General features: G+C 46.3%; 18 protein-coding genes and 1 pseudogene. 3 read left to right on the forward strand and 16 right to left on the reverse strand.

The features are described from left to right. Positions 1-185 precede the first annotated feature (185 nt). On the forward strand, positions 186-959 hold the full coding sequence (locus BSO02S_RS22205; RefSeq protein WP_066072849.1) for an RsfA family transcriptional regulator: 774 nt from the start codon (positions 186-188) through the stop codon (positions 957-959). Positions 960-1,039: 80 nt separating this feature from the next. On the opposite strand, the gene lipL is transcribed toward BSO02S_RS22205, so the two are convergent. After that, positions 1,040-1,870: an octanoyl-[GcvH]:protein N-octanoyltransferase gene (gene lipL, locus BSO02S_RS22210; RefSeq protein WP_066072850.1), complete on the reverse strand. Its 831-nt coding sequence runs from the start codon at positions 1,868-1,870 to the stop codon at positions 1,040-1,042. Between the two features lie 257 nt (positions 1,871-2,127). Then, positions 2,128-3,099 (reverse strand): phosphate acetyltransferase, encoded by a 972-nt coding sequence (gene pta, locus BSO02S_RS22215; RefSeq protein ID WP_066072852.1) that lies wholly within the window; start codon positions 3,097-3,099, stop codon positions 2,128-2,130. A 257-nt stretch (positions 3,100-3,356) separates the two neighbouring features. Between pta and hemQ the strand changes: the two genes are divergently transcribed. Together hemQ and gerQ are read left to right on the forward strand one after the other, a co-directional pair. Next, complete coding sequence (gene hemQ, locus BSO02S_RS22220) at positions 3,357-4,100, forward strand: hydrogen peroxide-dependent heme synthase (RefSeq protein WP_066072854.1); 744 nt, start codon at positions 3,357-3,359, stop codon at positions 4,098-4,100. Between the two features lie 229 nt (positions 4,101-4,329). Beyond that, on the forward strand, positions 4,330-4,800 hold the full coding sequence (gerQ, locus tag BSO02S_RS22225) for a spore coat protein GerQ (protein ID WP_066072856.1): 471 nt from the start codon (positions 4,330-4,332) through the stop codon (positions 4,798-4,800). A 45-nt stretch (positions 4,801-4,845) separates the two neighbouring features. On the opposite strand, the gene BSO02S_RS22230 is transcribed toward gerQ, so the two are convergent. The 14 genes and pseudogenes from BSO02S_RS22230 to fdhD form a co-directional block, all read right to left on the reverse strand. Then, entirely contained in the window at positions 4,846-5,217 is a 372-nt protein-coding gene (locus BSO02S_RS22230) for a DUF423 domain-containing protein (RefSeq protein ID WP_066072857.1), read from the reverse strand. A gap of 18 nt (positions 5,218-5,235) precedes the next feature. After that, a complete protein-coding gene (locus BSO02S_RS22235) occupies positions 5,236-5,535 on the reverse strand; it encodes a YwdI family protein (protein ID WP_066072859.1) in 300 nt (99 codons plus the stop codon). 160 nt (positions 5,536-5,695) lie between these two features. Then, positions 5,696-6,715 carry a thiazole biosynthesis adenylyltransferase ThiF gene (locus tag BSO02S_RS22240; RefSeq protein ID WP_066072861.1) on the reverse strand — a complete coding sequence of 340 codons (1,020 nt, stop codon included), beginning with the start codon at positions 6,713-6,715 and terminating at the stop codon, positions 5,696-5,698. A gap of 262 nt (positions 6,716-6,977) precedes the next feature. Then, entirely contained in the window at positions 6,978-7,211 is a 234-nt protein-coding gene (moaD, locus tag BSO02S_RS22245; protein WP_066072863.1) for a molybdopterin converting factor subunit 1, read from the reverse strand. Continuing rightward, complete coding sequence (locus BSO02S_RS22250; RefSeq protein WP_174524268.1) at positions 7,204-7,671, reverse strand: molybdenum cofactor biosynthesis protein MoaE; 468 nt, start codon at positions 7,669-7,671, stop codon at positions 7,204-7,206. The genes moaD and BSO02S_RS22250 overlap by 8 nt, the downstream gene beginning before the upstream one ends. Then, entirely contained in the window at positions 7,668-9,599 is a 1,932-nt protein-coding gene (locus BSO02S_RS22255) for a molybdopterin biosynthesis protein (protein ID WP_066072865.1), read from the reverse strand. Before BSO02S_RS22255 ends, BSO02S_RS22250 begins: the two co-directional genes overlap by 4 nt. 12 nt (positions 9,600-9,611) lie before the next feature. Beyond that, positions 9,612-10,844, reverse strand: coding sequence for a molybdopterin molybdotransferase MoeA (locus tag BSO02S_RS22260; RefSeq protein WP_066072867.1), 1,233 nt, complete (start codon positions 10,842-10,844; stop codon positions 9,612-9,614). Positions 10,845-10,868: 24 nt separating this feature from the next. Then, positions 10,869-11,468 (reverse strand): molybdenum cofactor guanylyltransferase, encoded by a 600-nt coding sequence (gene mobA / locus BSO02S_RS22265; protein ID WP_066072869.1) that lies wholly within the window; start codon positions 11,466-11,468, stop codon positions 10,869-10,871. 12 nt (positions 11,469-11,480) lie between these two features. Beyond that, positions 11,481-12,293: a formate dehydrogenase accessory protein FdhE gene (locus BSO02S_RS22270; protein ID WP_066072871.1), complete on the reverse strand. Its 813-nt coding sequence runs from the start codon at positions 12,291-12,293 to the stop codon at positions 11,481-11,483. An 85-nt stretch (positions 12,294-12,378) separates the two neighbouring features. Then, positions 12,379-13,086: a formate dehydrogenase subunit gamma gene (locus tag BSO02S_RS22275; RefSeq protein WP_066072875.1), complete on the reverse strand. Its 708-nt coding sequence runs from the start codon at positions 13,084-13,086 to the stop codon at positions 12,379-12,381. Next, the gene (locus BSO02S_RS22280; RefSeq protein ID WP_066072877.1) at positions 13,079-13,906 is read right to left on the reverse strand and encodes a 4Fe-4S dicluster domain-containing protein; all 828 of its coding nucleotides are present in this window, start codon (positions 13,904-13,906) and stop codon (positions 13,079-13,081) included. The genes BSO02S_RS22275 and BSO02S_RS22280 overlap by 8 nt, the downstream gene beginning before the upstream one ends. After that, a pseudogene (gene fdnG / locus BSO02S_RS22285) lies at positions 13,906-16,308 on the reverse strand (formate dehydrogenase-N subunit alpha); the annotation flags it as partial. The gene BSO02S_RS22280 and the pseudogene fdnG, both read right to left, overlap by 1 nt. A 12-nt stretch (positions 16,309-16,320) precedes the next feature. Further along, positions 16,321-16,893 (reverse strand): twin-arginine translocation signal domain-containing protein, encoded by a 573-nt coding sequence (locus tag BSO02S_RS28730; protein WP_066072881.1) that lies wholly within the window; start codon positions 16,891-16,893, stop codon positions 16,321-16,323. Positions 16,894-17,097: 204 nt separating this feature from the next. Then, on the reverse strand, positions 17,098-17,859 hold the full coding sequence (gene fdhD / locus BSO02S_RS22295) for a formate dehydrogenase accessory sulfurtransferase FdhD (protein ID WP_066072883.1): 762 nt from the start codon (positions 17,857-17,859) through the stop codon (positions 17,098-17,100). Positions 17,860-18,080 lie beyond the last annotated feature (221 nt).

Below are 18,080 nucleotides of genomic sequence, written 5' to 3' on the forward strand. Positions count from 1 at the left end.
GGGCGCTGGAGCTGGACAATTTTCAAAGTTTAAAACTTATCTATTAATAAAAATCTACTATCCTTTTAACCATTTTGGTATAAAGCAATTCAAACTTGTCCATCCTATGACTAGAACTTTTAAAAACCCGCACCATTCCTTGGGAGGGTTCCAACGTAAAACTAGAAAAAGGGAGTTGAAAAAATATGAAAGTTCGTCAAGATGCATGGACAGACGAAAACGACCTGCTTTTGGCCGAGACTGTCCTTCGGCATGTAAGAGAAGGCAGCACCCAGCTGAACGCCTTTGAAGAGGTAGGCGATAAGCTCAACCGTACCTCGGCCGCGTGTGGCTTCAGATGGAATGCCGTCGTCCGCCACCGCTATGAAAAAGCATTACAATTATCGAAAAAGCAGCGCAAACAAAGACAACGAGTGTTAGGAAAAGATCAGGGCGGCAAGAAAAAGTTACTTTATAGTCCGCCAGAAACTGCTTCTGAAGAATTTGAAAGTGTACCCATGCAAGTGGAAATGCCGGTGGACTCTATGGTTGAAATGCCAGATTTGACCGTTGAAATGGCCGCGGAATCCTATGTAAAACCAACAGCGCCAGCACCAGTTCCAACCCAAGTAAGCACGCCAGCACCGGTCTACAGACAAACCGCCGCTGGGGGAATGTCGCTTGATTCCGTCATTACTTACTTGCAAAACTTTCATCATGCCAATCTGCAAAATGAAGCATTAAAAAGTGAGAATGAAAGATTAAAAAGAGAATTGGCTGATGTAAAACGGCAAAATGAAGAAATGAGCGCGAAAATTGCCGGTCTCGAGCAGAATTCTGAGACCATTCAAGAAGATTATGAAACCCTAATGAAAATTATGAACCGCGCCCGCAAGCTCGTTTTATTTGAAGAAGAAGAAAGACCAGCGACTAAATTCAAAATGGACCGTAACGGGAACTTAGAGAAGGTAGCAGAATAATCGTTTCAAGGGAGAAGAGAAGTAGCGCAACATCTCATAGAAAAAAGGCCGTAAATCCACTTAATTGGGTTTACGGCCTTTTACATGGCGGCAATTTTTTCATTGCGGTCAATGACCCGTTGATAATAACCGGGAAATAACGCAAGCTCAAAGTCATTTAATTGCCCCGCAGCTATAAAGTCACTATTCGCTTTTAACTGGTTTAATAGACGCAGCATCACATCGGTGATGGTTAAATTCACCCCCAGCAATTCCGAGAGTGAGGCCATGACCCCAGTGACAATTTCCGGGTAAGCAAATTTAGTTGGTTCTGCTTGTTTGGCCATCTCATAAAATTGCTTCACAAGTTCCGCCCGTTGTTTGCCGCTCCCATTCACACAAAGATAAATCTGGACAGCAACCCCCTTTTTGAGACGGCGCTGCGAGATGCCCGCAAACTTTTTCTCATTAATACTAAGGTCGTAGCTTCCCGGGCAATACGAGCCCACAATCTCTTTTGCCTCAATCGATTGATTGAAATCAGCAAACATATGTTGAATGAGCTGCCACATCGCCTCATAGCCGCGATTGATATCAATCCCTTTTTCCGCTTCTGGAAAAATTAACGAGATATTGAGGACCCCTTCATCAAGGACGACCGCTAACCCGCCGGAATTCCGGACAATCGCCTGAAAGCCCTGTTCTTTTAAAAATTGAATCCCTTCCGCTAAAAACGGCAATTTTGTATCTTGGATTCCTAACACAATCGTATTGTGATGGACCCATGTTCGTGCTGTCGCCGGTGCCTCACCCGCTCCGACAGAAGCACATAAGGTATCATCGGTTCCAAATGATTGCAGCGCCTGAAAATGGATGCCGACCGCGGACTGATCGATGATCCGCCATTCGGATTGATGCAGTAAATCTTCCATTTGAGTGACTCCTTACTAAGTTGATAGGCTTATTTTAACAAACCAGCGGGTGTCTTGTCCTAAAATCTAACCTTTATTTTTCCATAAAATGTCTAAATAAACAAAACCCCTCGAAAAATATACAAAAGGGCGGCAAAAATAAACAAAACCCCTTTAAAAATAGACAAAACTCCCCCAAAAATAAACAAAACAAAATGACATCTTAAAAACCCGCCAAAAAAGAGCCAGCCCAACCCCGGACCAGCCCCTAAACTTCATTATAATCCCTGCGCCGCCGTGATTAAAGCGAGCTTGTACACATCTTCTTCATTACAGCCGCGCGAAAGATCGTTTACCGGTGCATTTAAGCCTTGTAATATCGGTCCAACCGCTTCAAATCCGCCTAAACGCTGGGCAATTTTATAACCGATGTTGCCTGCTTCAAGGCTCGGGAAGATGAACACATTCGCATCCCCCTGGAGCGGCGAATCCGGTGCCTTACTTTTTGCCACAGACGGCACGAACGCGGCATCGAACTGAAATTCTCCGTCCAGCACAAGCGACGCATCACGACGTTTCGCCTCAACCACCGCTGCCGCCACTCGTTCCGTTTCCTCTGACTTTGCCGAACCCTTCGTTGAAAAGCTCAGCATTGCAATCCTCGGCTCGATATCAAACATCGCAGCCGTCTTGGCACTTTCCACCGCAATTTCCGCTAAATCCATGCTGGCAGGAGCAATATTAATCGCACAATCGGCGAATACATATTTTTCTTCGTCACGAACCATGATAAACACACCGGACGTTTTCTTGACGCCTGCCTTTGTTTTAATAATCTGCAAGGCCGGGCGAACCGTATCCGCAGTTGAATGGGCGGCACCGCTCACCAAACCGTGTGCTTTATTTAAATACACAAGCATCGTGCCAAAGTAGTTTCCATCCAGCAAAATCTTCCGTGCATCCTCTTCGGTCGCCTTCCCTTTGCGGCGTTCAACAAACGCTGTTACCAGCTCGTCCATGCCCGCATAACTCGCTGGGTCATAAATTTCCGCATCCTCCAGTGAAACGCCAGCCTCAGCCGCTTTTGCCTGAACCTGTTCGATGCTGCCAATCAAAATCGGCGTGATTAGTTTTTCCGCAGCCAGCCGGCCAGCCGCTCTGATAATCCGCTCATCTAAGCCCTCTGGAAAAACAATCTTCAACTCACGTCCGGAAACCTTTTGTTTTAATCCTTCAAATAAATCACTCACAACGAATCCTCCCTAAAAGAAACTTCCTCTTCAAGCATACTTTACCAAGGTAAAATATCAAGCGAAGTCCATCACAGATAACGTTTTCATCCCAATGTTTCTTTTTTCAAAAAATTACACGCTTGGCTTTACTATTCTCTTTTCCCTATAAAAATATCCGCAAACCAACATTCAAGCGTTTTATTCACGCGTCACTTGGTCAAACTATGTTATAGTTAAGATGGTATAAACACGATTATTATTTAGGAGTGATTATAATGAGTGAAGCCGCACAAACGCTCGAAGGCTGGTATTGCCTGCATGATTTCCGGACGATGGATTGGACAACTTGGAAAATGGTTTCTAGCGATGAACGCCAGGCCGCTATCCACGAGTTTTTAAGTTTGCTTGAAAAGTGGAATACTGCCCAGGAACGTAATGAAGGCAGCCACGCTTTATATACAATTGTTGGCCAAAAGGCTGACTTTATGATGATGATCCTACGCCCGACGATGGAAGAGCTAAACGAAATTGAAACGGAATTCAACAAAACAAAATTAGCAGAATTCACAGTTCCGGCTTCTTCCTATGTATCGGTCGTCGAGCTCAGCAACTACCTGCCTGCAGATGAAGACCCATACCAAAATCCGCAAATCCTTGCGCGCCTATATCCGACGCTGCCAAAGACAAAGCATGTTTGTTTCTATCCAATGGATAAGCGCCGTCAAGGAACGGACAACTGGTATATGCTCCCGATGGAAGAGCGTCGCACAATGATGCGCAGCCACGGCATGATTGGGCGTACATATGCAGGGAAAGTGAAACAAATCATTACCGGCTCCGTTGGCTTTGACGATTATGAATGGGGTGTCACCTTGTTTGCAGAGGATGCGCTTCAATTTAAGAAGTTAATCTATGAAATGCGCTTTGATGAAGTAAGTGCCCGTTACGGCGAATTCGGGGCCTTCTTCGTTGGTAATCTGTTAGAAGAAGAACGAGTTTCCGGCTTCTTACACGTTTAATCCTTTTCTTTTAAAAAGTTCCTAGCAACCGCTGGGGACTTTTTTTGCTGTTTCTTCCCAGTAAACAAGTCATATTTCCCCCCTCCCGCTCATACTATTTAAACAGCGAGTCTAAGAAGAAGCTCCACCTAATCTCAGAACCTTTCCAACTGAAACCAATTTGAGATGAAAGGAGTATGAATAGCATGTTGGGCCACTCGTTTTATTCAATTTTAGGAGGGAAAAAGAAATGACTCAATATTACAATCCACAAGGATTTCAGCCTTATACCGGTGCAACTGGACAACAGGGCGCACAGCCGATTGCAGGCGGTGGGCAAGGGTTTATGCCTACACAAGGATTCCCGCAATTCCCGCCAGCTGGAGCAGGGTCCATGCCTGCGATGCCGCCAACTGGGGCCGGGCAGGTACCAGGCATGCTGCCGATTGAGCAGTCGTACATTGAAAATATTCTACGCCTAAACAAAGGGAAACTTGTTCACGTTTTTGCCACGTTTGAAGGCAATACGGCATGGAATGCCAAGGAGTTTACAGGAATTATTGAAGCAGCCGGACGAGACCACGTCATCTTAAGCGATCCGCAAAAAGGTACACGGTATCTCATTCCGATGGTGGCCGTCGACTACATTACCTTCGCGGAAGAAATCGAATATGACCTACCATTTGGCGGCGTGCAATTGGGTACTTACCCGCCAAGGTAACCTATTAGAAAAGGCATTGGGATTCGCCCCAATGCCTTTCTTTTTTTAAAAATTCTTCACTGCACCAACGATCATTAAAACCCATGCGGCTAAAAAGCAAACGCCGCCAAGCGGTGTGATGGCACCCAAGACGCCAACCTTCGTCAAACTCAACAGGTACAGGCTGCCGCTGAACAAAATAATCCCCGCCAGCATTAACCAGCCAGACCAGCTAAATAACGAGCTTGCCCCGACTTTACCGAGAAGAAGGCCGATAATTAAAATCCCGGTGGCATGAAACATTTGATAAGTAACACCCGTTTTCCAAATCTCTAAATAATGGGCATCAAGTCTATCCTTCAACCCATGTGCACCAAAGGCCCCAAGCGCAACAGCCACAAAGGCATTGATCGCACCAACGATAATAAAAGCTTTCATATTTTTCCCCTCCTTTTTTTAAAAATCAAGCAACGAATCTCCATTTGCTTCATCATCCATTTCTAACTTTTTCGGCTGCTGTATTGAACCCGGCTGCTGAAAAATCTGCTGATTAATTGCAGGCTGCTGACCTATCATAGGCGGTGGATTGAATACCACTGCTTCACTTTTTGGTGCCGTCTTTTCGTCAAGAATCAATTCGGATAATATTTTAATAGAGTAAACCTTTTCCCGCAAGCTTTCTTGCTTCGTGCTGCTTTGTGCCAGCTTCAATTCTTCCTCTATTTTCGCCAGTAGTTTTTGGACAGATATATTCACATTTGACACCTCTAAATTAAGTCTCGCTTCCATTCTACATGAGTATCGTCTATTTTACGAAAAATTAGACCCTACTCGAGGTTCGACATGTTCCACGTGAAACATGTCGAAGCTTGGAATACAAAAACCCGCACCACCCCTGGTACAGGTTCGTATATTCTTATCCTAATATCCGCTGATAAATGGATTTGGCATGAGTTAAATCCTTTGTCCCATGAATAAGGGCACGGCCGTCTTGAAAAATAACCATCCGCTCAGCTTCCATTTCAACCGACAATAAATAGGGATTGCCTTTTACGGCGTATCCGAGTGAACTAAGCTGCCCCGCAAGCCGCTCTAGTGATATCTTACCTGCAGCAGACGGGCGAATCTGCACCGTATCGCGGCCGCACAGCACCGTTGTTTTCGTCATATTTTCATGATCAAGATAAGGATAGGTCCGCTCCTCACCGCAGGATAAGCAGCCGGCAAACTTCGCCTTTGACATCTTTAAGCTAGTATATTGGTTTCTCCATAAATCAAAGCTGACGAACGAGGTCCGAACCGCCTCCCAATCCTCGGCTAACATCTTTAGCGCTTCCGCCGTTTGATGGGCAATGACCATTTGCACGGTCGGAGAGATAATGCCGCCTGTGTCACAGGTCATCCCCTGCAGTGGAATCGCCCGCAGCAAGCAATTTAAGCATGGCGTTTTTCCCGGAATGATTGAAAACGTCATCCCGAAGCTTCCGACACAGGCCCCGTAAATCCAGGGAAGATTGTATTTCTGCGCTACATCATTCATTGCCATCCGCGTTTCAAAATTATCTGTCGCATCGATCATCACATCCACACCGGCTGCTAGCTCTTCCAGCAATTCAGGGGTTGCATCACCAATGATTGCGCGCACTTCCACATCCGAATTAATCGCTCGCAGGCGTTTTTCCGCTGCCGCTGCCTTCGGAAGCTTCTCAACAACATCCTCTTCCGTATAGAGCTGCTGGCGCTGCAGATTGCTGGCTTCGACGTAATCACGGTCAATAATCGTGATTTTGCCAACACCAGCCCGGGCCAGAATTTCGGAGCTCCCCGAGCCGAGAGCCCCGGCGCCAATGATGAGTACATGTTTGCTGCTAATTTTTGCTTGTCCTTCTTTGCCAATCCCCGGGAAAAGAATCTGTCTTGAATATCGTTCGTTCATATTTTTTCCACCTCGCTAATGGAAAACTCGCCAAATGGCGAGCTTTTGGGTGTAAATTAAGGGGCAGCAAGCCCGAATCTTATAAAAATCTCTAAATTTGCTGTTTTGTTCCCTTTTATGGAGCTGCTTATCAGGGAAAGTACCTGTTTACTCGCGAATTCCGCATGTTTACTCGCGGATTATTCCCTTTTACTCGCGAATTTTTATACTTTACTCGCGAATTCTGGCCTTTTACTCGCGAATCCACTAATCCCAACAAGATTCAACCGCCGCTCACCGGCGGAATGAACGCAATCTCATCGCCGTCACCGATTACCTCATCATTCGAAGCAAATTCTTCATTGATTGCCGTCATCACGGTTTCCATACGCGGCAGCTCATAGGTCGCTGCCAAGTCCGCCTTCAATTCCGCTACCGTTTTCCCGCTTGCATCAAGCGACAGGAACTCAGACCCAACGGCATCGCGCAAATGAGCAAAAAATAATACCTTATTCATCTAAATCACCTGCCTCAGGCTTGCCGCTCGGATAGGCAACGGTTTCGAGCTGATTGCCCATCCATGCCTCGCCTTCCTCCCAATGCTCTTTCTTCCAGATTGGGACAATCTCCTTAATCCGTTCAATTGCATAGCGGTTCGCCTCATAAGAATCCGCGCGGTGCGGCGTCGAAACAGCAATGACGACCGCGACATCGGTAATGTCTAAGCGGCCAACACGGTGGGTAATCGCGACGCAAGAGCCTTCCCAGCGCTGTTCAATTTCTGAACCGATTTGCTCAAGCTTTTTCACAGCCATTGCTTCGTAAGCTTCATAGATTAAAAACAATGTCTTCTTGCCATGCGTTAATTCCCGTACCGTTCCGATAAAAGTAGTAATCGCACCGGCTTCACGCTGGACGACTTTATCAATAACGGCCTGTATATCAATCGCTTCCTTGGAGATTTCGTACATCTTCATGATTTCACCTCTTCGGCCAATGTCTTCAATATCGGATTTTCAACCACTTGATAGCCGCCAATTTTTTCAACCTGCTCCTTAAAGGCAGGGGATTGAATGATTGCCATGAGCTGTCTGCCATGTTCACTTTCGTAAAAACTTCTCGTCATCACTAAATCATACTCCTCATCAGCGACGGGAACAAAGTCTAAGCCCAGCGCCTTTGCAGCCGGATAAATCCCAAGACCAGCCCCAAAAGCATCACCTTTCACTTCGGCCGCTACCGCTAAATGTGAGAACATCTCGCGGTCATAGCCGGTAATTTCTTCTGGTGTCAGGCACTCTTCCGCCAGCAGCAAGTCAAACAGAATCCGGGTCCCAGCCCCTTTTTGGCGGTTGACGAAGTTTGCGTTCAGACGGGCTACATCGGCGACCGAGGCAATTTCAAGCGGATTGCCTTTTGGCAGGATCCAGCCTTGTTTTCTTTTTAAAAATGGATAAAGAACGACGTCCTGCCCGGCTAATATTTTCTTCACATATGAAACATTATATTGCTTTGTGGCCGGGTCAAGCAAATGAATGCCCGCTACATGGGCCTCGCCTTTACGAATTGCCATGATTCCCGCCATACTGCCGACATGCGAGGAGACAATTTTCATCTCAGTCCGCACCTGTTTCAGCTGGGAGGATAACAGGTCAATCGTCAAATCGTGACTACCGCAAAACACAATCGCCTGTCGGATTTCCTCAAGCGGCCGGAGCAGTTCTACCTCCGCAAGATCACCTTGCTCGTAGCCAATTACTTCCGGAGGTACGATCAGCATACCGTCAGCCCTGACATACGACATCGTCACCCCGGCCGCTCTTGTCAGCGGATTGGCCACAAACTGGCCATTCACATAGCCGATATTCATTCGGACAAAATCCTCGGCACCCATCGATGAAACAATCCGGCGTCCGAGTTTCACCATAACCTTTTGCCGCTCCGGTTCTGGAATCCCTAAATACTTGCAGACAAGCGGGCGGACGAACCACTCTAATGCCAAATAAGCCGAAACAGGATAGCCGGGAACACCGACGACAATTTTTCCATTTATTTTTCCTAAAACGGTTGGCTTTCCTGGCCGTGCGGCGACCCCATGCGTAAAGACCTCGCCGATTTCGCCAATAATGTGAACGGTGAAGTCTTTTCTTCCCGCCGAAGACCCAGCATTAATCACGATAATATCGGAGGTTTCAGCTGCCTGCAAAAGCACTTCCTTGATCCGTTCCGGTTCATCCTTCACAATCGAATGAAGCCTTGGTTCGCCACCCCATTCTTTAATGAAACCCGCAAACACCGTGCCATTAAATTCAATAATTTTTCCAGAAGAAAGCTCTGAATTCGCCTCAACTAATTCATTACCTGTTGGGATAATCGTCACCACTGGCTTTTTGATAACAGGAATGACAAGCTGCTGGGCCGCGAGCAGGACGCCTAGATCGGCCGGCCTTAATTGATGTCCTTGTGGAAACAGCATTTCCTCCTGGACAATATCCTCGCCAATCGGGCGGATATGCTGCCACGGGGTGGCCGGTTCGATAATTTCAATCGTATCCTCGTCAACGACATGGACATGTTCAATCATGATTACGGCGTTGAAGGCTGATGGAATCGCATTGCCGGTATCGACATAGCAAAATTGCTCGCCTCTCGAAAGATAAAGCGGGTTTTGCTCATGTGCTTGATAAGTAGCCTCGGCGACGACAGCAATTCCATCCATCGCGGAGGCATGGTAATGCGGCATCGAGACCCGTGCAAAAATGGGTTCAGCGCTGACACGGCCCAATGCTTCAACTGTAGAGATATATTCCTTTTCAGGGATCAGCGAATGAGCCGCAAGAATTTCGTCTCTCGCTTCCGCTCGGGGTTTATCTTCTAAATAAATTTTTCGTTTATACTGTTTCATTTGTGCTTCCCCCTATCGTGATGCAATCACAGGGACATTTTCACCCTGTGATATTCCCTCTTTTTCAGAACTAATCTCAACAATTCCATCACTTTTGACCAATGTCGTAATCAAGCCCGACTTGCCGATAATTGGTTCAGCCCACCACTCGCCCTCTTTTTCAAAAAGACGAACGCGAATATAATCCGACCGTCCTGGTGCCGATGGGATGTTTTTGGTAATCCGTGCGAAAATCCGCTCCGGGTTCCTTCGTGTGACCTCGCCCTTCAGCTTGCGCAAAATCCGCTCGCCGAACAGATTAAAGATAATCATCGCGCTTGCCGGATGCCCCGGCAGACCAATTACCGGCTTGCCGTTGGCCATTGCGAGAATCGTAGGTTTCCCCGGTTTAATGGAAATGCCGTGCACAAAGACGCCAGGATCGCCTAACGACTGAATCACATCAACGGTATAGTCCTTTGCCCCGACCGAGCTTCCGCCCGACAGAATTAAACAATCAACCTGGTCGTAAAGGTCGCGGGCTTTTTGGCTAAATTCCGCAAAATCATCGCGGACAATCCCGCCATATAGACAGTCCACATTCCATTCGCTCGTCAGTCCAGAAATCGTTAAATAGTTGATATCGCGAATTTGCCCTTCCTTAATGGTTTCGGTTTGGTAGGGGACAATTTCATCCCCGGATGAAAGGTAACCGACCTTCAATTGACGGAAAACAGTCACATCTGCAATCCCTAAGGCGGCCAGTGCTCCTAATTCCTGGGGACGAAGCTTCGTTCCGGCGCTAAGAAGCATTTCACCGTCTCTGATATCTTCCCCTTTACGGATAACATTTTCCCCAGGCGCCACTTGTTTGTATGTATTTAGGAGGCTGTCCAGCTCCTCACAGTGTTCAATCATGATCACGCTGTCACTGCCCGCAGGCATCATGCCGCCTGTGGGCACATACACCGCTTCTCCTGGTTTTACTTCAGAATCGGGAACCGTGCCCATTTTTACTTCCCCAGCTATGTTTAGGAAGCCTGGCATCGATTCGGATGAGCCATACGTATCTTTTGCACGAACGGCATATCCATCCACTGTTGAGCGATCAAACCCCGGTACATTTTCCTTTGCCATGACCGATTCTGCAAGAATAAAGTGGAGCGCGTCTTCCAGTGCCCGCACCTCTGTTTGCTTGATTGCCGGGATGTTCTCCTCGATTAATGCCAATGTCTCTTCCACTGTTTTCACTTTGAAAAATTGCATGGTTCCCCTATTCCCCCTTAACTCTTAACGATCTGTTCCAGCCCACTTTTTGGCATCTTCATACTCATTTGGGTGATTCATATTGAAAAAGACCCGTTCCAGGTCAATGCTGCTATATTCCTGAAGATCCCTTTCTGTTAGATAAAGGACGTTTAAGTGCTCGAGCAGATGTTTCATTCTCAGCCGTCCCGCTTCAATATTCTTGGCCACTTCCCCAGCTACTTTCTTTTTAAAAACAGCAAATAACGGTTGCTGTTTTCCTGCGATAACAGGGATGACGGCATCATATTCGCGGCAGCTGTTAACAAGAGCCCCAGCTAGCTCACCAGAAATAAACGGCATATCACAGGCAACAATGAAATTTACCTCGCATTCGCTTGCTGCTAAGCCCGCATGTACGCCTGCGAGCGGCCCCATCCCTGGATAATGATCTGAGACCATTTCCAATTCTAAAAATTCATAAACTTCAGGATTGTTCGTTACTAGAAGTATATCAGAAAAGTACCCCTTTAGCGTATCCGCAATTCTCTCAATATTGGTTTTCTCGTTTATTTTTAAAAGGGCTTTATTTGTACCCATTCTGCTTGATTTTCCGCCTGATAAAATAATTGCTGCAGCCTTCATTCATTCACCTTCTTAATTTAGCAGTTTTTCCTCACGGGTGGCGGTATAGCCATTCTCTTGGGCGACAAAGTCCAAATGGATGGAGTTCAAATCCAGCAAGGCAGCTGATGGTTTCTCAATATATTGTCTTGTATCAATAATTTTAATATAGCCGTTACACTGTTCGCAAACTTGGATTTGCGAAACCGCATCGCCTTCAATTGTTAAGAACTTGATGGTTTTGTGGTCTTCATTGCCGCAGTGAGCACATTCTAAGCGTTTCGCAGACCAGTGGGCAAGGCAGCGCGGGCAATGAATGACCTTCTTACCTTCCTCTTCAAGCACGGCCAATCTCTCTGGTTCGGCACAAACAGGGCACCCCGCCCCTAGCACAGCATGATGGATTTCGCCTTGAACCCTTTCAGCAATCAATTGTAGGTATGGACGAAGCGTGGTTTCAGCGAGGAATTGCGGGATCCACTCTTCTATTCCGTGCGTAGAAGCAAAACTAGCAAAATAAGACTGGTTGAATGAACGAGCCTCATCCATCCAACGAATTGCCGTTTCCTTATCTAGTAAACCGATAATACCTGCAAGCTTTGTTTCAAGCTCTGGATTGTACCTTTCAAGCGTGACAATTAATTCCTCTATCCACTGTAAGAATAGTGAATTTTTAAAGTCAATAACCGTTAATGCGGCAATCGGTACGCCTGCATTCAACGCCTCTTGGTCTTCCAAGCTGGGTCTAACCGCTTCCGGATCCAGGTCCAGTTTCCACTGTTTTTGAAGCTCGACAATTTCCTCTTGCAAATCTTGGTATTCCTTTGAAACAACCGATTTAATCATCGTTGCCGCACCTCTTTCGTATATTTATAGGAAATGGCTGTCAAATAAAGACGACAGCCATTCCCATTTTATTAAAATATAAGCTTTATGCACCTTTTTTGTGCTTAGGATCATCTAATTTAGGGAAGTTGCCCTTTTTAACTTCTTCATCATACCAATCTGGATAATGACTCTTCGCCCACCACGCTGGAACCTTACCCGTGACAACCCCGGAATAGCCTGGACGTGAGTGTTTGTGAATGACACTAAGGTAAATATGTCCGACAACTACCGCAATCGCGAGGCCAAAGCCGACGTTATGGAAGAAGTAGCCCCACTGGACCACAGCTCTTGGAAAAAACTGCGGAAACCACATTGGGAATCCTGAGCCAATAATCAACATCGCCGTAAGAATCTGGATGATGGAGTTAATCTTTTCACCGGCGTTAAAGAATGTTTGTCTGACATGCTTGAATTTAAAGCCGAAGAGCTCCTTAACAAATTCGGTAAAGAATTGAAGATCCCTCTTTTTCCAGGTAACCAGCTCTTTCATCCAGTTCATAAAGCCTTTAAAGTCAAAAATCAGATAGATAATTGTTGGCGAAACAAAGGCAACGGCAAAGATGCGGTGAAGCAGACGAGCATTCGCCGGGCCGCCCAAAACCGGGTACAGCCAATCGAAAAATTCCGTATACATTGGCAGGGCCGTAATATACAGGGCAAAAAATGAAATGGCATTAATGGCATGGGCCCAGACAAACGCCTTTGAGAAACGTTTCACCTGCACATCATGCTTATGCTGCTGTTTACTCATCGCTTCCACCTCCATTTTCATCGAGCCCTTTGCCTTCTTTGTTGAATAGTTTGTTCGTAACAAACGCACCTACTAAGGCCATCGTCGTTGCTCCAAGCATCATCTTGCCGATTGGCTGGGCATAATCCTTCCAGGCAACGGCAGAGGTTGGTACTTTCGGATTTTCAGGCAGGCCGTATACAGATGGCTTCTCTGCCAGCACATAAACAGTATGGGTGCCGCCAACTCCCTCGGGATTATACACCATGGCATTCGGGTACCGGCCCTGTATTTCCTTGACGCGCTTTTCAGCCTTTTGAATCATCACTTCCCTGTTGCCAAACTCCATCGCACCGGTGTGGCAGGTCGTGACGCAGGCAGGCTGCAAGCCCTCATCAATACGGTCGGTACACATCGTACATTTATGAGCCTTTCTGTACTCTTTTCCATTCTTATCCTTGTATTCCTTCAAGGAAATGACTTCAAACGGACAGTTCTGGACGCAATAGCCGCAGCCTACGCATTTGTCTTGATCAATAACCACGGAGCCATATTTGGTATAGCTGATGGCATTCTCAGGGCAAACCTTTTCACAGGCTGCATCGGTACAATGGAAGCAGGAAGAATGGCGGAAAAGGTATTCCAAATCGCCTTTGCCATTCTCATGCTCAATATACTGGAGCACATTCCATGTATCAGCGGTTGTTTTCACGTGTGATTGAACACTGCCAAGGAACTCTGTTGGTTCCGCCGGCAGATCGTTCCAGTTCTTACAGGCAACCATACAGGCGCGGCAGCCGTCACACTTGGTAACATCGACATATTTCACATATTTAGTCATTAGTCAGCCCTCCTTATGTCACAGAGGAATGCTTTATATTCAGGGATCATCGTGTTGGCATCCCCGATATGCGGTGTTAAGCGGTTCGCTGTATCCCCTGTAGCGAACCCTTTAAAACCAAAGTGCCAAGGCATGCCAATTTGATGGACTTTCTTGCCGTTAACGTTGTAAGGTTTAAAGCGTTTTGTCACCATCGCATAGGCTTTAATTTTACCGCGGGCCGAGCTGATAATAATTTTATCTTTATTCTTGATTCCTTTTTCTTTTGCCAGTTCTTCACTCAGTTCCACAAACATGTGACCAGCCAGCTCTGACAGCCATTCCTGGTTTCTAGTCATTGAACCGGATTGCCAGTGTTCACTTACCCGGTATGTTGTCGCGACAATCGGGAAGTTTTTCTTTGTTCCTTTTTTGTTAAAGTCACCCTCAATAATGACAACCGCCGGGTTCAATTGTTGATTTGAGAAGGCATTCGGAACCGGGCTTTCAAATGGTTCGTAGTGTTCCGGGAACGGACCATCATTCAACGTTGGTGCAAATAAAAGACTTACCCCGTCCTTATTCATGATAAATGGATTCGCTCCGCCTGGTTCTGTTGGCGACACGATTGGTTTGAAATCTGGAACGTCATTGCCGACCCATAACTTCTGGGCAGCATCCCAATGGATGACTTCCTTTTCCTTGCTCCATGGCCGTCCGCTTGGGTCTGCCGAGGCACGGTTGTAAAGAATACGGCGGTTTGCCGGCCATGCAAAGGACCAGTTCAAATAGTTGGCATTGCCTGTATCTTTGTTGTCACGGCGTTTGGCAAAGTTTTTGCCCTCCTCAGGATAGAAGCCAGAATAAATCCAGTTACCGCTCGAGGTTGTGCCATCATCTAACAGCGCCCCGAAGCCAGCAATCAATTTCCCTGTTTTCAAGTCATAGCCGTTGATTTCTTTGCAGACAAGATCAATATCCGGCTCATCGCCGCTGCCATAGTTCCAATCAAGGGCCAGGAACGGTTTATCTGCCGATTTTGTACTGCCGGTATAGAGTTTTTTCAGTTTTAGTGCGAGTTCATGAATGACATCAAGGTCTGGCCTTGCTTCGCCTCTTGAATCAATCGCCTTCCAGCGGTATTGCATCCAGCGTGAACTGTTCGAGACACTGCCTTCTTTTTCAAAGGAAGCGGAGGCTGGAAGTAAGAAAACTTCTGTATTGATTTCGGCCGGGTTGCTGCCCGCTTCTTTTTGCCAGAAAGCGGAGGTTTCCGTTTCCCACAGGTCAATCGCTACGAGCCACTTCAGCTTGCCAAGCGCTTCTTTTTCTTTGCCGGCATTCGGTCCGCCGACAACTGGATTAGTTCCAAACAGGAAGGTTCCGTCAAGCTCGCCCTTGTACATCGCATTGAATAAGTTGATATGTGAATAGTTTTTATTTCCTTTTGGTAAAAATTGATAGCCAAATTCATTATCTTTTGTGGCGTTCTTGCCGTACCATGCTTTTAGCAGGCTGACAACAAATTTCGGCTTGTTGCTCCAATACCCGGTTACTGGCGTTTCTTTTTCCAAGAAGCCTTTAAGGGTGGCATGCTCTGGAACGGTTGCCTTTGGTGCCCCGAGATAGCCTGTTAAGTTATCAAACAGTAACCCAAAGTCTGTCGAGCCTTGTACATTCGATTCACCGCGCATCGCATTGATTCCGCCGCCTGGTAAGCCGATGTTTCCTAATAAAAGCTGAAGCATGGCATAAATACGGACGTTTTGCGAACCGACGGTATGCTGGGTTGTGCCCATTGCATACAGAATTGTCCCGGCTTTGCCAACCTTGCCTGTAGCACAGAAGGTTTCACAAACCTTTAGGTAGTCTTCTTTTGGTGTCCCTGTTACTGCCGTAACTGTTTTGATATCATAACGGGAATAATGCTTTTTCATTAATTGGAATACGGAACGCGGGTGTGTTAAGGTGGCATCCTTTACGGGCTTTCCGTCTTCCGTTGTTTCAATGGCCCATTTTGTTTTGTCGTACGTTCTAGTATCTTCATCATAGCCTGAGAAAAGGCCATCGTTAAAGTCGAAGCCCTCTTTGACGATAAAAGCGGCATTTGTATAGTTAGCCACATACTCTTTGTGGATGAGATTATTTTCAAGCGCATAATTAATCATCCCGCCGATAAACGGAATATCCGTACCGGAGCGAAGCGGCGCATAGACATCCGCCTGTGCCGATGTTCTTGTGTAACGAGGATCGACACTGACGATTTTCCCGCCGTTTTCCTTCGCCTTCGTTAACCATCTAAAGCTGATTGGATGGTTTTCCGCAGGGTTTGCGCCAATAATCAACGCACAATCAGTATGCTGCAGATCATTCCAATGGTTAGTCATTGCTCCACGTCCAAATGTAGGTGCCAGACCGGCAACCGTTGAACTATGTCATATTCGTGCCTGATGCTCTAAATAGGTGACACCAAGCCCTCTCATTAGTTTCGCGAGCAAATACGTTTCTTCATTATCAAGTGCTGCGCCGCCTAAGCTGGCAATTCTTTCTGTTTTGTTCACAGTGATTCCATTTTCTACATCCACAAACGAGCTGTCACGGGTATCTTTTGTGCGCTTGGCAATCGTGTCAAGCATCCAATCCCAGTCTTTCACTTCCCACTTACTGCTGCCGGGAGCGCGGTAGAGCGGTTTTGTTAAGCGTTTTTCCGATGTATATAATTGTCTTAATGTTGTTCCCTTGCTGCACAGCTTTCCTTCGTTAATCGGGTTATCCGGGTCTCCCTCCGTATAAACCACGGTATTATTTTTGGTGTGAACGAGGATTCCGCATCCAACACCACAGTAGCAGCATATGGTTGGTGTTACAGTAGCTTTGGCAATCTTAAATTCTTTTGATTTCGCGTACGCCTTTTTCTCATTAAAGCCCAGTTCAACAACTGCTAATGTTGCAGCCGTGGCACCTGACAGCTTTAAAAATTGCCGGCGATTAAGGTTCATTTCAACCATCACTAATCTCCTTCCCAAGATTTGATTAGAACATCCCATGAAAAGCGGAAGCGCCTTGTCCAGGGGCGACAGGCATAAGACGAGCCGACGGGAAGGTTGTTCTTTAACCTTCTCGACGGATTGGCTTATGACCCGAGCCCCTAGGCGCTGCAGCTAGACATATTTTATCTCTCTAAAAAACTCCTAGCCTTTAACTCACCCCTTTCAACGCATCTCTACCGCAAGTTCCACACTTAGATCGTTTTCGACCCTACCTCCAGCGGTATAAATCGTCGCCATTTTCCCCCGTAAATAACCGATGACCTCGATATTTAAGTATTTGGCGAGCTGTACCGCTTGTTTCGTAGCAGCTGTGCGTGAACCAATGACAGGAAAGCCAAATTTCGCTGCCTTTGAGAGCATTTCATAGGAAACCCTGCCGGTTGTCAGCAAAATCAACATGCTGGGTTGTAAGTGATTTCTTAATGCGTGGCCGATAATTTTATCAACGGCATTATGGCGCCCAATATCTTCTCGAATCGTCACTGTGCCTTCTTCATCCACAATACAGGCACCATGCATTCCGCCTGTTTCAAGATAAAGCGCTGATTTTTGTGCAAATTCACTTCTCTTTTTTAACAGATAACTTAATGGGTAAGTTTTGCTTGATGCCACTTTGTCGAAGCTTTTCACATCTGTCATCGAGAAGAAGGTGACACCCCTGCCGCAGCCCGCCGTGTAATGCTTCTTTTTCGAAAAAACTTGCTCGCCATCAAAATCAGTACGGAGCGTAACATGGATGGTTGCTGCCTGTTCATTTATAACGATGGATGCAATATCACTTGCCTCTTGGATAAATCCTTCAGAAAACAAATATCCATAGGTCCAATCTTCGAGGTCGTCATTTGTCAGTTGAAAAACAGCTATTTCGTAACCGTTTATGATCAAGGGAATGGGATATTCATCGGGACAACCTTTACGATTCATTGTTTCCACTCCTCTTCAGGGATTTTTCTTTATTTAATCATTGGAAGTGCTTGTTGAAAGTAATATTTGTCACGGCAAATCCTTGTAAATAGGCAAAATGCAACAATTGTCGTTTATTTGTCAACAATTACAGCCAGTAAGTGATTTCTGCTATATTTCCAAAAATGATTTATACTATAAAAGAGAACTATTTTTACATTGGACCTGAGGAGGAGTACATA

The organism is Neobacillus soli NBRC 102451 (assembly GCF_001591665.1).
Classification (GTDB): domain Bacteria; phylum Bacillota; class Bacilli; order Bacillales; family Cytobacillaceae; genus Neobacillus; species Neobacillus soli.